The following is a 15,137-nucleotide window of genomic DNA, read 5'->3' on the forward strand; positions in this document are numbered from 1 at the left end:
GTCTCCTGGCTTAGTGAGAGGAAATGACCATCTGAGATGGGCTGCCCACCGGTGTGTAATCCGGCACAAAACTGAGCTTACCGTCCTTCGCAACGCGAAAACGGGTGATATTGTCGCTGCGTTGATTCATGACGTACAGCCAGCGCCCCTGTTTATCCAGCGTCAGCGAGCGCGGATAGTCGCCGCGCGTCCAGATATCATCCTGATGTGCCAGCGTGCCATCCGGCTGTACGCTAAAGTGCGCCACGCTGTTATGCAGACGGTTAGCCACATACAGTTGTTTTCCATCCCGGCTGAGTACCAGACCAGCGGCAAAGCTGGTGCCTTTGTACGTTGCTGGCAGTGCAGAGGTAGTTTTGCCCTCTTTCAGCGTTCCGGTTGCGCTGTCCAGCGTGTAATACGTCAACGTTGAAGCCTCTTCATTGATCAACCACAGCCCATCGCCTTTTGGCGTAAAGACAAAGTGACGCGGCCCGGCGCCTTTTGAAGACGCGTTGATAAAAGGTGGTTCGTTAGGCGTTAACTTGCCACTCTGCGCCTCCAGGCGGTACTGATAAATGCGATCCAGGCCCAGATCGGTTGAGAAGACAAATTTCCCTTGCGGATCGGCGGCAATCATATGCGCATGCGGGCCGTTATGATCGCTGATGGCAAAGCTGCCCTCCACGGCTGCTGCGGGTTTGGCGGCTCCCGGTTCGCCCTGATCCTGGTGGCTGTCCACCGCTTCGCCGAGGCTACCGTCAGCTTTTACCGGCAATACGGCAATCGAACCACTGACATAATTCGCCACCAGCAGATAGCGCCCATCCGGCGTCAGTGCCAGATAAACCGGCCCGGCACCGCCGGATGACACCTGGTTCAGTTCCTGCAATGCACCGTTATCGTCAATACGCAACGCCTGCACCACGCCCTTTTCCACTTCGCTGGCGACATACAACGTTTTGCCATCCTGCGAAACGGTAAGCTGCGCCGCATTCGGCAGCGTGCTGACCAGCGTTTTGTTTCCCAGCGCGCCGGATTGCGGGTCAACGGTAAAGCGGTAAACGCCTTCTCCGTTGGGGTTGTAGGTTCCCACCCAGGCGTACTGCGTCTGGGCTATGGCGCTGGTCGCCAGCAAGGAGAGTGAAGCAGCAAGCAGATGACGGGCAGTGTGCATGGTGGCTCCTTTATGGTGTGCGTTTCCCTCCCACAGGTTGCGGGAGGGCAGAATGTTTACTTCACTAACGCTTTGGTCATTGCCAGTAACTGGCGTACATCAGCCGGACGGGTATCACCGCTCGCTTTATCGATAATCGAGCTGTAGATATGCGGGATAATTTTGCTGACGCCCGCTTCCAGCGCGATGTGCAGGATTTCGCTGTAGTTCTCCAGATCGATACCGCCGGTCGGCTCCAGCCAGAAGTCATGGCGCGCACAGGCATCGGCAACCGCCTGAAATTCATCACGGCACTTCAGCCCGCCCATCGGGAAATATTTAATCGAGCTACCGCCCATATCCTTCAGCAGGGCAATGGCGGTTTCCACCGGCACAATACCGTCGGCCGTCTGGCTGCTGAGCGGCCCGGTAGAGATTTTCACCAATCCTGGCGTCCCGGTCGGCGAGACCAGACCGTTAACCACTGTTTCATTCTGCCCAAGCAGCGCGCGGCTGGTTGCCACGCCGGTAAACACCTGGTTGACGTGCTGCGGCTGTACGTCGCGGGAGATGGCGCTGACCATCGCCGACTGGTTCGGATCGCCCGCGCCAAGGCCGACAGAGAGCGCATTATCGATACGCGCTGCGTAGTCGCGCATATCCGCCACTGCCGACGCTACGTCCGGGTAATTTTTGGACAGCACGCCGACCAGCACATGGCCTTCAGCCGCTTCATAGATGGCGCTGGCATTCTCTTTGCTTCCCGCCAGCACATTCAGGCAAACGCGATCGCGGTAAAAGTTCGGGGTCAGTTTCATGCGTGTTGCTCCTTCAATTCTTCGGCGATGCGGCGATAAACAATCGCCAGTTGCTCAGCGCTCACGCTGCGCACATCGGCTTCGATAATGCCTTCATTGGCTTTGTAGCCACGGAAATAGATGGCGTATTCACCCTGTTTCAGCGCGCTGACCAGTTCGCCGGTGGCGATGCCGGTTACCGCCTCATCAAACTTGATTTCGCTGCGGGCAATGTCGCGCCCTGCGCTGTCCCATACCACACGTGCGCTCACGCCTTGCAGCGTATTGAGCTGGTCGATAAACGGCGTCATCTTGGCGACCATCTCCGCCCCGCTCTCTTTGCGGGCGCTCAGATAGTGTTCGATGGCGCAAGTCAGGCCAAGAATGCCCTCTTTGCCGACTTTCATGGCGCGGCCAATGCCCGCCGTCTGGCGTTTCACCCACTCAACGTACTGGGTTTTGCCGATCACCAGCCCGCTGGTTGGCCCTTCGATGGCCTTCGCGCCGCTGTAAATTATCAAATCGGCCCCGGCGCGGTAGTAGCATTGCAGATCCTCTTCTGCTGCAGCATCGACAATCAACGGCAGGTTATGCTTACGCGCCACCACCACCGCCTGCTCCACGCTGAGCATACTTTTTTGTACGCAGTGGTGTGATTTGATGTAGAGGATCGCGGCCGTGCGCGGCGAGATTGCCGCCGCCAGTTGATCGGCAGAGCATTCGTTGGCATAACCCGCTTCCACCACTTTCCCGCCGCCGAGCGCCACCATCGTGCCAACCGGTGCGCCGAAGTTCACGTTGTGACCGCGCGGCAGCACGATTTCGTTGTTCTCCATCACCGTGCTGTGCAGATTCTCCAGCAGCCAGTCGTTGTCGCGCACCAGCACCGCAGCAACGGATTGTGCAATCCCCGCTGAAGCGCAGGAGACAACGGTCGCCGCTTCAACGTCCAGCAGCTTCGCAATGTATTCGCCGGTTTTGTTCACCAGATCTTTCATTTCGAAGTAGTGATTCATGCCGCCAAGCACGGCTTCCACCACTTCCGGGCGCGGGGTGGAAACGCCCAGCGCGGTCATCCGACCGGAGGCGTTAATCACCTGTTTTAAATTGTACTTTTCATAAATCGAAGGCATGTTCTGCACTCCCTTGTTCGGTCAGATAGCCTTTGCCCGCGCGAATGGCGGCCAGCGGCGTGAGTAACTGTTCGGCCTGCAGGCTGTCGTTTTCCGCATCGGTGAACAGTACCGACTGGCGACGCAGGTCAAAAATAGTCAGATCGGCGTCGAAGCCGACGGCAAGGCGCCCTTTATGCTTCAGACGCAGGCCAGCGGCGGCGTGGTCAGTCACGCAGGCAATCACCTGCGGCAGCGACAGGCCAATGGCGAGGAATTTGGACATCACATTTGCCAGCGATCGTACCGGGCCGTCGATCCGGTTGCGGCAGTAGATATCGGAGCTGATGGTCTGCGGCAGAGTGCCGAGGCTGATGGCCTGTCTGGCCACTGCAAAGCTGAAGCTGGCGCTGCCGTGCCCGACGTCAAGACGCACGCCGCGCGCAATGGCGCGCGCCACGGAAGCGCGTAATTCGCCACCCGGTGCCAGAATGCGGTTCGGTTTGCCGTTATAGCAGTGGGTAATGATATCGCCGGAGGTCAGCAACTCCGCGATTTCATCGAGGTTCGGCGGGTTGTTGCCGATGTGTACCATCAACGGCAAATCGCTGTTGGCTTTCTGGATCGCCTTCGCGCGTTCCAGCGGCGTGATGCCGTTTTCGCCGACCACGCTGCTGCTCATGCGCGCTTTCAGGCCGACGATAAAATCCGGGTGGCGTTTCACCGCGTCATGTACCGCGTTCGCGTCGATATTAGCCATGTTGGCCAGCTCGTTCTGGGCAATCAGCCCGACGCGGGAGATGTTCAGCAGCGCATACACTTCGGTCGCCGCCTCGCGGGTAATGGCATAAAAATCATCGACATCATCAGCACCGGTACTGCCTGCATCAATCACCGTCGTCACGCCGGTGTTGATGCCGACGCTGTCCGGTTCATCATGGTAAATCGGCGAATTCGGGTAGCAGTGCACGTGGGAATCAATCCACCCGGCGCTGACATAGTGTTCGCCGTGCAGATCGAGCGTTTTAACCGCCGGGCCGTTTATCTCGCCCAGCGCGGCGATTTTCCCTGCCTTGATGGCGATATCCGTCAGCGTATCGTCAACCAGACGCGCCCGGCGCAGGAGTAAATCAAACATGCGAATCTCCAGTAATAACGGGCGCCGCAGCGCCCGTAGGGTTCAGAGGGCGACCGGGAAGATGGAGCCCAGCAGCATAGCGCCGAGGATCGCGCCGCCCGTAATCGGTTTCTGCCAGAGGTAGAACAGCAAAGCACCAACCAGCGAACCAATACCAATAGGAATGGAAGCGGTCATCGCGCTGAGGATAATCAGCGGCCCAAGGAAGCGGCCGGATGCGTTACCCGCGCCCATCATCACATCTGCGCCGTAGGTGGAATCGCTCTGGTTGATGGTGAACTTACGCGCCAGGATGATCAGGTAACCAATGGCCAGGCCAAGTACCAGGCCGGTTGCCAGCGAGGCGACAAAGTTTTCCACCGGGAAGAGGATCCCCGCGCCCAGTAACAGCGCCGGAACACCGAGGCCGACACCGGTCTGGATTGCGCCGCCGATATCAAGGATACCGACCAGCGAACCTTCGATAATGCGGGCGAACAGGAAGCTGGCACCAAACGCGGCGACTGCGCCGTATACGCCGGTGTCCATGCCGGAACGCAGCATCGAGACAAACGCCACTTCGTTAAACGCGCCGATGCCGTACAGGTAGTACATATGTGTCCCGGCGAATACGCCGGAAGAGAGCAGGCCAACAAAGATCGGGAACGACCAGTCGGCGTACCAAAACCCTTTATTCTGTTCCATTTCGCTTCCTTATTTGCCGCTGAGCGAGTTGTGGATGAGCTCCAGCCAGTTCGGCGCGCTCAGGTGGAAAGACTCGATCATTTTCAGATCGAAGCCGCGGAAGAACGCGCTCAGCACAAACAGCGCGACAATGGCCGTCATCATCACTTTGGTGACGCGATTCCAGCCGCTCTCTTCCACACCTTTACCAATCAGAATGCCCAGTACCAGGCCCGGTACGGCGTTGCCCATAATCAGCTGCGCCGCGCCGCCAAAGACGGTCGCCCAGAAACCCGATTTTTTGCCTGCGTCGATGGCTGCCAGCCAGAAGATCACCGGCATGACGGTGTTCACCAGCAGGTTGGCCGCCGGAACCAGCACTTTAACGGCGGTGACCTGCAAGGCCGCCGGAACGGAGGACGCCGTCAGGTTAAGGAAGGTGACGACCACCATGCCAATCAGGCCGCAGGCAATCGCCATCTTTTTCGGATCGTGCAGGGTTTCGCCGACGTTACGGTTTTTCACCATCAACGCCGCCGCGCCCCAGTTCGGAATGATGCGGTGGTCAACGTCCTGGGTAAAAGAACCCGCCGCAACGGACGAGGCCCAGGCGTTAAAGAAGAAGCCTAAGCCGAATGAGAAATGCGATGCGGGATCGCCTTCGCAGGAGTTCAGTTCGCCCAGTGTACGAAATGCGCCCATCCCTTGAGTGGTCGGCGCATGGAACATGCGTGCAGCCCCCGCGCCAACACCGACGCCAACCAGGCCGCCGATGATGAGCGATTTTATTAGTATGATTAAGAACATCAGTCTGCCCTCTTCTACCCAGCGGAGGTGATTCACCGGGTATGCGTTGAGTTATTTCGTGACGAAATCCACTTTATCGAGATTGATGGCGGTCACGTTGACGGTGACGTCCAGCTCCACGCTGTACGTCCGTCTTTCCCGACGCAGAAAGAGAAATAAAAACGCCTCTTTCCGTATCGTTTCCTGCGCATGAACAACCTGCACATCCTGTGGCTCGATACGCAGTAAAATCTGCGGCGACGCTTTCATCACCGCGGCCTGAACCTGGTTCAGCGCATCCGCGAAGGCGCGCGCTTTCGCCTCGCCTTTTCCCTTAACCCTGACCGTGGTGGTGAACTGTTCTTTCATGGTTATGCGCCGTATTTTTTCTGCCACGCCTGCACCAGGCGCTCGCCTAATTCTTCTTTGTCCATAAAACCAAAGCCGAGAACATTGCAGCCCTCATTAATGGCGGTAACGCCCTCTTCCACGGAGCGCATGCCATATTTGGCTTTATAGCCGTGTTTGTTCTGCGCGGTGATGGCACCCGCGCCGCCACTGCCGCAAAACGAAATACCGAAGGTGGCGTTTTCTGCTTTCATCACGTCACCCAGTTTCATATCCGCCGCGACACCCGGCACCACCACGGCGCGGCCGCCCGCTTTTTCAACGCCAGCTGCGACTTTCTGGCCTTTGCCAAGACGATCGCCAATCACTACGGTAATTTGTTCCATTTTTTGCTCCTCAGAGGTTTTCTTTTGCCACTTCGAAGTGCACCGACAGCAGCCAGGCTTCTTCTTCCGGAAGATTGCCAAACGCTGCCACCACTTCACGGGCCAGGTTCATTGATTCAGGCGAGATTTCATCAAACAGACTGGCATCCACTTCCGGCAGCGGTTCGCCGGTCACCGACCGGTGCGCCATCGCGCGAACATGGGAGGTCAGCATCTGCTGCTGTACCGCATTCGGCGTAATGCCGTGATTGCTCAGCAGCGCATAGACCTGCGTCAACATGCGCCCGGCAAGGGAGGCTGTTTGCTCCGCCCGATCTTGGGCATCGTTCATTACCGCTCCGTTATTCACTCGTCGTACCCCATTCATCTCGTTGAGATAAAACTAACGTTGCGGGTTACGAGTTTGTAGCGAGGAGTTTTCCACTTCAAAGTGGAAAGGGAAAAGGCGTTAGTGATCTGCGCCACATAAATCGTCAGGGAAGAGATATATCACTGCGCAGGCGTCACAGATTGACGCAAAAGAAGCGGAAAAACGTCCCTCATGGAGCAGAAAAAAACGCGGAAGCCGAAGGGAAAAGCGTGAGCACAATAAGGTTTTCTTATTGCTGATCCGCCTTCAGTTCACGCAGAAGATGATCGGTGAAAGAGGCGACCAGTGGTTGCAGCGGACGGCCAGGCAAACGCAGCAGATGCATCGGTCTTGGCGGCGGCAGCCACTCTGGCAGCACTCTGCACAGCCGACCGGCGTCAATGTCCCGTTGCAGCGTGATAAAAGCATGCTGCACAATCCCCAGCCCGCTGAGCGCCGCCTGGCGCAACGCCTCACCGGAGTCGACCATCAGCCGGGGCGCGATCGCAATCTCCTGCGTGCCGGATGGCCCTTCCAGTTGCCAGCGATGATCCGAGCGCCACTGGCTGAAGCTGACGCAGTGATGGTGCTTTAGCTCGTCCGGCGAACCGGGCACACCGTGGCGAGCCAGATAGTCCGGCGAGGCAGCAAGTAACATGCGATACGGCGGAAGGGGAATGGCAACGCTACCGTCATCGTTAATGGCACCGATCCGAATCGCCAACTGAAAGCGCTCTTCAATTAGCGAGACTTTACGGTCGCTGAGCACCATCTCCGCATTCACGCCCGGATAATGCTGCAAAAAACGCGACAGGATCGGCGTCAGCACCCGATTCCCCCAGGCAACCGGCGCGCTGATGCGCAGCAACCCGGCGACATTTTCATACAACTCGCTTGCCAGCCCATCCGCGTCACGCACCGTGGCAAGAATTTGCAGCCCATACTGGTAGAAACGCTGGCCCGCATCCGTTAACCCCTGGCGCCGCGTGGTGCGATGCAGCAACTGACAGCCCGTTCGTAGCTCCAGCTCGCGCACGTGTTTGCCCACCATCGCGGGCGTGATCCCCAGCGTTTCTGCCGCCGCCGTAAAGCTGCCGCGGGTCACCGTCGTGACAAACGATTCAACGCATTTCAAATAATCCATTTTTCGCCATTCCAAATTTTTAGTATCAAATGAAGATAATAAACCCGCATTTATCCTCGTATAGCGGCGAGAAATAATAATGTGGTTATCATCTGCGGGATTTTTTCATGATGCAATCGCTGGTTTTTGATCAATTTGGTTCCCCCGAAGTGCTGTGGTTGCGCACCAGCCCTGCGCCGGAACCGGGCGAAGGCGAACTGTTGGTGGAGGTTTCCGCCGCCGGGCTGAACTTTGCCGATATCTATCGTCGCCAGGGGCGTTATCCGCTGGCGGGAACGGCGCCGTGGGTTGCCGGTTACGAAGGCGCGGGGCGCGTGCTCAATGTCGGCGGCGGCGTGGAAGGCTGGCAGGTGGGCGATCGCGTCGGCTTTGCCGATGTTCCGCTGGCGCATGCCAGCCATATTCTGGTGCCGCAGGATCATGCTATTCGCCTGAGTGACTGGATTTCGGAAGCGGAAGCCGCATCGATATTGTTACAGGGCTTAACGGCGGATTATCTGTTGCATGACATCTTACTTGTTGAACCGGGCATGCATGTTGCGGTGCTGGCGGCAGCGGGCGGTGTTGGCAATCTGCTGACGCAAATGCTGGTGGCGCGCGGTGTGCATGTTTTCGCTGTCGCCTCCAGTAAAAGCAAACAGGCCGCCTGCCTGAACAATGGTGCCGAGGTCGCGACCGATTATTACGGCTGGTCAGAACAGGTACGCGCCTGGCATTCATCAGGCTGCGATATCGTTTTTGATTCGGTGGGCAGCACGCTGCTGGAAAGTCTGCAGAGCCTGAAAGATGGCGGCCGGGTGGTGCTCTTTGGTATGTCTGGTGGCAAGATCCCGGCCTTTGATCCAACCGGATTGCTACTGAAATCCGCCGGCGTTATCGGCGCCGATCTCTGGACGTACCTTACCTCGCAACAAGAAAGACAGCGCCGCGCAGATAGGCTGTTTGCGCTATTGAAAGCCGGGGATATCACGTTGCCCACGGTGACATCATTTCCGCTGTCCCGCGGTAAAGAGGCGCATAGCCTGCTGGAGAACCGGTTGTTTAGCGGCAAGGTAATGTTGATTCCGTAATCGGCGGGATCAACATACCGGATGGCGGCTTCGCTCCAGGGAATGGGCGCTCTGCGATAAACATTATGCTGTCGCAGGCGCCAGCCTGCGCGATAACGCAATCCCGGCATAAAACAGCGCAAAACAGAATACGCTCACCAGTATCAACACGACGGGTACGTCCGTTGGAGGCATAAACGCAAGCAGCACGCCTGTCACTGCCGGATTTACCGCTCCGCCAAGGCTGCCCATGTTCTGAAATGAGAAATAAAAGGCTCTCTCTGCAGGTGGCGCAATCTGGTCAATGACCCGATATTGCAACGGGGCAAAAATAATCTCGCCGAACGAGAAAAAAAACATTCCCGCGATCCAGACGACCCGGCTTTCACCGGCGACGCTGAAGATAAATAACCCCACTACCAGGCATATTGTCCCTGCCAGGAATCCCATGGCGAATGAGTACTTACTCATGAGATTGCCAGTAATGTACTGGAACAACACAACCGTAATCGCGTTGGTGGTAATCAGAACAGAGACAATATTCCCCACGGTTACCGCATCATGATTCACCATCAGAATTTGTGAAATACAACTGGCAAACCGCTCAAACACGAAAGAGGCAAGGAAAATAGCCAGCGTGAAAACCAAAAGAATAATAAGCCGCTGTTTATCACGCGCGGATGTATGCAATGAAGGAGACGCCGCGGCTAACGGCTGTGTTCTCATCGTCAAACCCGCCGTCGCGACAATGGCCAGCATGCCCAGGATGGCAGATAAAAGAAAAGGGAAATAGACATGATTTCCCACCAGCCAGGCGCCGATTAATGGCCCAACCATCCAGCCGATGTTGATAAACGTATAGTTCAGGGAAAAAACGCGGGTTTTCTCCTCATCACTGAAATGGTCAGAAATAAAGCACTTAATGATCGTGGAATATAATGCGTAGCAGCAGGTTATCAACGTAAAGCAGATAACAAAAACAGCCGCAGAGTAGAAATACCCGAGAATTAAAAATGAGAAGGAAAAAATAAGCAGCGATAATGTCAATAATAATTTATGGCTGAAAAGGTTAGCCAACTTTCCACTGACGATACTCAATAAAATCCCGACAACAATGGCCAGTGTGAGTATGTTGCCGGTATTAAGGATAGACATTCCCAACTGGTTATGTAAAAACAGCGGCAAAAACGGGAGAGTCACGCCTCTCCCGACTGTCGCAATAAAAGACCCAGTCACCAGCATTGCAATATTACGTCTGCCGGTGAGCGGATAATCTATGGCATTTTCGTTAATCAATGGAGTAACTCCAGTTCCATCTCCTGTTGAACCTGCGCAAAAAAACCGCACAGATCGTTTTCCAGCATCTGATGGTTCGGATAAATAACCTGTTCGTTCAATGGCACGCCGGAATGAATATCAGCAAGCCAGCGGAATATATTGTTTCCAGAGACATTGTTATAAAGGACAGGCATATAGCCACCCATAATTCTCGGGTTAACTTCGACAAGCACCGGTCCTGATTTCATCAGGATCAATTCAATATCGATCCTCCGGGGTTGAATGATTCCAGCTTGACATAAAGATGAGAATTGAACTGCCGGTCTTTAAGAATCTCCATCAATGGCGTATTGCCAATTGAATCCGTGATATCACCTGTCATAGGTATTTAATCCATCAAATTGTCACAAAAATAATACAGCCAGCCACCATAAGCCAGCCTTATAAGGCTATGCCCCAAATTAATAACAGTCAATCAACAGGCACTACTGCTCAAATAATCGCCTCATTGTTTTTATACATATTTTTCATGTGGTTACAATAAAATCACTTATAGACAACAAATGATAACAGTGACAATCAGATAAAAATTAGAATGTATTTTTATAACCGTGCAAAAAGACAGGATATTCAACCAGACAGAGTCTGGCGAATAAGTTTTATTGTTCATATTGCGATTACAGCGAAATATTGTTTGCAACGCAGAGATCCCTTCATGGAATTATTCTAATCTTTGTATTCGGCATTTGTGATAATTTCATCGCGTTAAAATAAGGCAAATAATCTTCACCTATGATACTGCATAAGTAATATTCCGGTGTGTTTTCTGGAATATTTCGGATAACGATTTAATATGACAAGAAATAGAGCCATCAAATGTGGTCATTATCGGCTAAATACGGAAAGGCATACGGGGGATAAAAAAGTGTCTCTGTGACGGGGATAAGGGGGAAACCGCTATCTCCCCCCTGAGTAATGCTTTATACGTATTGCTCAAAGCCGATTAACGGTACTTCTTGTGATAGGTGTTGCGCGTGTCAGCAAACCCTTTCGCTGCCGCCTGCGCTTCTTTCACTTTGCCTTCGTTGGCCAGCTTCAGCGCACCGTCAATTTGACCCACCAGGATATCAAAACCGTGCCGGAAATCTTTCATCTCGGCGCTGTCCGGCGCTTTGCCTTCCAGCTTCGGCGGTGTGGCTTTTTGTGCATCCAGCGCAGCGGTACGCATTTTGGTTAACGCATCTTTCATTTCGGTGGCGTCACTGGTTTTCTGCACCACTTTGAGATTTTCGTTGAGGGTATCCATATCATCACCGAGATCGGCGGCAAACACCGTCGAACCAACAAACAATGACGACACAGCAAGGATCGCTAACAGATTTTTACGCATTGCTCACTTCCTTTTTATTATTCACGCTTAAGGCGCACTGCTTTGCGCCACGGAGTAATGTTATTGTCCGGCGATTTTCATCTCCGGTAACAACACTGAACCACACTGAATGTTACTGCGCTGTTCAATATCGTCACCGATGGTAACAATATTGCGCCACATCTCTTTTAAGTTGCCAGCGATGGTAATTTCGCTCACCGGATACTGAATTTCACCATTTTCTACCCAGAAACCGGAAGCACCACGGGAATAATCGCCGGTAATACCGCTCACGCCCTGGCCCATCAGTTCGGTCACCACCAGACCGGTGCCCATCTCTTTCAGCATCTGTTCAAAGCTCAGGCCCCGCCCGGCAATGCGCCAGTTGTGAATACCGCCAGCGTGGCCGGTGCTTTTCAACCCCAGTTTACGCGCGGAATAGTTGGTCAGCAGCCACTGCATCAATACGCCATCTTTGATGATATCGCGGCGTTCGGTACGCACGCCTTCACTGTCGAACGGCGTCGAAGCCAGCCCTTTACGCAGATGCGGATGCTCTTCAATGGTCAGCCATTCCGGCAGGATCTGTTTGCCGAGATAGTCGAGCAGGAAAGTCGATTTACGGTACACCGCGCCACCAGCAATCGCGCCGACCAGATGACCAAACAGCCCGGTTGCCACTTCATGACCGAAAATTACCGGCGCTTTCATGGTCGGCAGCTTACGCGGCGAAAGGCGCGACAGCGTGCGCTTAGCGCACTCATCGCCGACCCACTCCGGCGTTTTCAGATCGTTGATATCACGACCAATGGTGTACGCGTAATCGCGCTCCATTTCGCCGTTCTCTTCGGCAATCACGCAGCTCGACAGCGAATGGCGGGTGGAGCAGTAGCTTTGCAGCATACCGTGACTGTTACCGAAAACTTTGATGCCGTAGTGGCTGTTGAAGCTGCCGCCTTCGGTATTGGTGATGCGTTTGTCCGCTTTCAGCGCGGTTTGTTCAGCACGAGCCGCCCATTCAATCGCCTCATCCGGCGTCACTTCCGCCGGGTGGAAAAGATCGAGATCCGGCGCGTCGAAGGCCAGCAGCTCTTTGTCTGCCACGCCCGCGTAAGGATCCGGCGAGGTGTAGCGGGCAATATCCAGCGCGGCCTGCACCGTACGGGCGATGGCATCCGGGCTGAGATCGGTGGATGATGCGCTGCCTTTGCGGTTCTGGTGATAAACGGTGATCCCCAGCGCGCCGTCGCTGTTAAATTCTACATTCTCCACTTCACCGTAGCGTGTGCTGACGCCGATCCCGGTGGTTTTGCTGACCGCCACTTCCGCACCGTCCGCTTTCCCGGAGGCCAGCTCCAGTGCTGTGGAAACCGCTTCTTCCAGCGTTTTGCGTTGTTGTGCAACTTGTGTGATTACTTTCATCGCCAATGCCATAATTAAGGGAGAGAATCTTTGAAGTCTAACAGAGAACCGTTTTTCAGTGCGCGCCTTAACTGGTAACATTAGCCTCTTTTTTTAAGGAGCCTGAGATGACAAAGCAGCCCGACGACTGGCTCGACGACGTGCCCGGTGATGATATTGAAGACGAAGATGATGAGATCATCTGGGTCAGTAAAAGTGAAATTAAGCGCGATGCTGAAGAGTTAAAGCAGCTTGGCGCGGAAATGGTAGATCTGGGGAAAAACGCGCTGGATAAGCTCCCGCTCGACCAGGATCTGCGTGACGCCATTGAACTGGCGCAGCGCATCAAAAAAGAGGGCCGCCGCCGCCAGCTACAGCTGATCGGTAAACTGCTGCGTCAACGCGACGTGGAACCTATCCGCCAGGCGCTGGATAAGCTGAAAAACCGTCACAACCAGCAGGTGGCGTTTTTCCATAAGCTGGAGCAGCTTCGCGATCGTCTGATCGAAGAGGGCGACGATGCGGTGCCGGATGTGCTGAACCTGTGGCCGGACGCCGACCGTCAGCAACTGCGTTCGCTTATCCGCAATGCGCAGAAAGAGAAAGAAGGCAACAAACCGCCAAAATCCGCGCGGTTGATTTTCCAGTATCTGCGCGAACTGGCCGAAACCAGCGAGCAGTAATCGCCCGATAATCCCCCTCTCCGCCAGGAGAGGGATTTTTCCCCGCTTTTTTATCGCCTTTATGCATTACGCCTGCCTGGCTGAATCGTTAAAGCTAAAATCATCACCGATCACAAATTTACTATCGTTATACGTTTCATTGCTCTCATAAATGGGATCAATATTCGCTTTTCATACATCATTCTGCGCTGTTTTTCATCAGATGAATCGGATCACATTTTCTCCACTGCGCAAAACGTAGATTTTCGCCGTGGTGACGATAATCGATTCAGCTAAAAAGGATGAAATGATGAAAAAGAGAGTAATACTTTCCGCTCTGGCACTGCTTATCTCTGGCCCTGCGATGGCGAAAACCTGGGTGCTGACAAGTGCTGAAGGCGGTACAGAACAAGGAAACTGGCGGATTACCAGCGATCAGCTGAACATCAAAGATCAGCAGTTCAGCATTGAGCAGGTGGTACTGCACGGTGGCAAGCAGGAAGGCAGTAAAGTCATTAAACTGAGCAGCAAAAACGGCCTCACCATTGCCCTTAGCCCGACGCGCGGCATGAATTTGCTTTACGCCGACGGTTTTGGCGTACATCTGGGCTGGAATTCGCCGGTTAAAGAGGTAGTCAACCCGGCATTTATTAACCTCGAAAGCCGTAACGGACTGGGCTGGCTGGAAGGTTTCAACGAGATGGTGGTGCGCTGCGGTTATGAATGGACCGGCCATCCGGTCACCGCTGACGGGCAGATTTATACCCTGCATGGCAAAGCGGGCAACACGCCAGCATCCCAGGTTTCGGTGGATGTCAGCGAAACGGCGCCTTATGAAATCCGTATTCGCGGGCTGGTAAAAGAGAGCGCATTTAAAAAAGTGGATCTGCAAACGCAGACGGAACTGCGCTATATTCCTGGCAGCAACAGTTTCAGCCTGCATGATGTGCTGACCAACCATGCGGATTACCCGCACGACTATCAAATTATCTATCACAGCAACTTCAGCAAACCGATTCTCGAACAGGGCACGCGTTTTATAACGCCATATGAAAATGTCAGCCCCTTCAATGACTATGCCAAAGGCGGCCTGAAAGAGTGGCAAACCTACGCCGGGCCGACCAAAGGCTTCGATGAGATGGTGTTTAATATCAAACCGTTAGCCGATGCCAGCAAACAGACGGTGGCTGCGCTGGTGAACAAAGCGGGCGATATAGGGGTGGCAATTAGCTATAACACCGAACAACTGCCAGTGCTGACGATGTGGAAAAACACCGATACGGAAAAACAGGGCTATGTCACCGGGATTGAGCCGGGCACCAGCTATGCCTATCCGGTGACCATTGAACGCGCGCAAAAACGCGTAAAACAGCTGCAACCGGGCCAGAGTACACGCTTCGATCTGACTTACACCCTGCTGCATAACAGCGCCCAGGTGGCTGACGTAGAGAAACGCGTGAAAGAGATTCAGGGCAGCAAAACGCCACAAACTATCGACACGCCGATGGCAAAAGAGTAAT

The 15,137-nt window shown here is 54.4% G+C and carries 17 protein-coding genes; 3 read left to right on the forward strand and 14 right to left on the reverse strand.

Annotated elements, in window-relative coordinates; translation table 11 throughout:
• Positions 1-10: 10 nt before the first annotated feature.
• From DK872_RS18095 to DK872_RS18140, 10 genes are all read right to left on the reverse strand, one after another.
• On the reverse strand, positions 11-1,156 hold the full coding sequence (locus DK872_RS18095; protein ID WP_035887030.1) for a lactonase family protein: 1,146 nt from the start codon (positions 1,154-1,156) through the stop codon (positions 11-13).
• Positions 1,157-1,212: 56 nt separating this feature from the next.
• Positions 1,213-1,953, reverse strand: a complete 741-nt coding sequence (locus tag DK872_RS18100; RefSeq protein ID WP_035887029.1) for a KDGP aldolase family protein — start codon at positions 1,951-1,953, stop codon at positions 1,213-1,215.
• Positions 1,950-3,065, reverse strand: a complete 1,116-nt coding sequence (locus DK872_RS18105; RefSeq protein ID WP_072440922.1) for a DgaE family pyridoxal phosphate-dependent ammonia lyase — start codon at positions 3,063-3,065, stop codon at positions 1,950-1,952. Before DK872_RS18105 ends, DK872_RS18100 begins: the two co-directional genes overlap by 4 nt.
• Complete coding sequence (locus DK872_RS18110) at positions 3,049-4,182, reverse strand: amidohydrolase/deacetylase family metallohydrolase (RefSeq protein ID WP_149289241.1); 1,134 nt, start codon at positions 4,180-4,182, stop codon at positions 3,049-3,051. Before DK872_RS18110 ends, DK872_RS18105 begins: the two co-directional genes overlap by 17 nt.
• A gap of 42 nt (positions 4,183-4,224) precedes the next feature.
• Positions 4,225-4,866 (reverse strand): DUF4310 family protein, encoded by a 642-nt coding sequence (locus DK872_RS18115; RefSeq protein WP_007372812.1) that lies wholly within the window; start codon positions 4,864-4,866, stop codon positions 4,225-4,227.
• Positions 4,867-4,875: 9 nt separating this feature from the next.
• A complete protein-coding gene (locus DK872_RS18120) occupies positions 4,876-5,652 on the reverse strand; it encodes a DUF4311 domain-containing protein (protein ID WP_035887027.1) in 777 nt (258 codons plus the stop codon).
• A 51-nt stretch (positions 5,653-5,703) separates the two neighbouring features.
• Positions 5,704-6,000: a DUF4312 family protein gene (locus DK872_RS18125; RefSeq protein WP_035887026.1), complete on the reverse strand. Its 297-nt coding sequence runs from the start codon at positions 5,998-6,000 to the stop codon at positions 5,704-5,706.
• Between the two features lie 2 nt (positions 6,001-6,002).
• Positions 6,003-6,365, reverse strand: a complete 363-nt coding sequence (locus tag DK872_RS18130) for an SFCGS family glycine-rich protein (protein ID WP_020456288.1) — start codon at positions 6,363-6,365, stop codon at positions 6,003-6,005.
• A gap of 10 nt (positions 6,366-6,375) precedes the next feature.
• Positions 6,376-6,714 (reverse strand): glycine dehydrogenase, encoded by a 339-nt coding sequence (locus tag DK872_RS18135; protein WP_071532030.1) that lies wholly within the window; start codon positions 6,712-6,714, stop codon positions 6,376-6,378.
• 250 nt (positions 6,715-6,964) lie between these two features.
• Positions 6,965-7,858 carry a LysR family transcriptional regulator gene (locus DK872_RS18140; RefSeq protein WP_035887024.1) on the reverse strand — a complete coding sequence of 298 codons (894 nt, stop codon included), beginning with the start codon at positions 7,856-7,858 and terminating at the stop codon, positions 6,965-6,967.
• A 107-nt stretch (positions 7,859-7,965) separates the two neighbouring features.
• Here DK872_RS18140 and DK872_RS18145 point away from each other — a divergent pair, with 107 nt between their 5' ends.
• Positions 7,966-8,928, forward strand: coding sequence for a quinone oxidoreductase (locus tag DK872_RS18145; RefSeq protein ID WP_007372806.1), 963 nt, complete (start codon positions 7,966-7,968; stop codon positions 8,926-8,928).
• A gap of 63 nt (positions 8,929-8,991) precedes the next feature.
• Here DK872_RS18145 and DK872_RS18150 read toward each other — a convergent pair whose 3' ends face one another.
• From DK872_RS18150 to pmbA, 4 genes are all read right to left on the reverse strand, one after another.
• A complete protein-coding gene (locus DK872_RS18150) occupies positions 8,992-10,203 on the reverse strand; it encodes an MFS transporter (protein ID WP_035887022.1) in 1,212 nt (403 codons plus the stop codon).
• The gene (locus tag DK872_RS18155; RefSeq protein ID WP_007372804.1) at positions 10,200-10,442 is read right to left on the reverse strand and encodes a hypothetical protein; all 243 of its coding nucleotides are present in this window, start codon (positions 10,440-10,442) and stop codon (positions 10,200-10,202) included. Before DK872_RS18155 ends, DK872_RS18150 begins: the two co-directional genes overlap by 4 nt.
• A 746-nt stretch (positions 10,443-11,188) precedes the next feature.
• Complete coding sequence (gene cybC, locus DK872_RS18160; protein ID WP_007372802.1) at positions 11,189-11,575, reverse strand: cytochrome b562; 387 nt, start codon at positions 11,573-11,575, stop codon at positions 11,189-11,191.
• A 60-nt stretch (positions 11,576-11,635) separates the two neighbouring features.
• Entirely contained in the window at positions 11,636-12,988 is a 1,353-nt protein-coding gene (gene pmbA, locus DK872_RS18165; RefSeq protein ID WP_035887018.1) for a metalloprotease PmbA, read from the reverse strand.
• A 95-nt stretch (positions 12,989-13,083) separates the two neighbouring features.
• On the opposite strand from pmbA, the gene yjgA reads away from it, so the two are divergent.
• Entirely contained in the window at positions 13,084-13,638 is a 555-nt protein-coding gene (gene yjgA, locus DK872_RS18170; protein WP_007372800.1) for a ribosome biogenesis factor YjgA, read from the forward strand.
• Positions 13,639-13,927: 289 nt separating this feature from the next.
• The gene (locus DK872_RS18175; protein ID WP_161518717.1) at positions 13,928-15,136 is read left to right on the forward strand and encodes an aldose 1-epimerase family protein; all 1,209 of its coding nucleotides are present in this window, start codon (positions 13,928-13,930) and stop codon (positions 15,134-15,136) included.
• Position 15,137 lies beyond the last annotated feature (1 nt).

It is taken from the genome of Kosakonia sp. MH5 (assembly GCF_009935945.1).
GTDB lineage: Bacteria > Pseudomonadota > Gammaproteobacteria > Enterobacterales > Enterobacteriaceae > Kosakonia > Kosakonia radicincitans.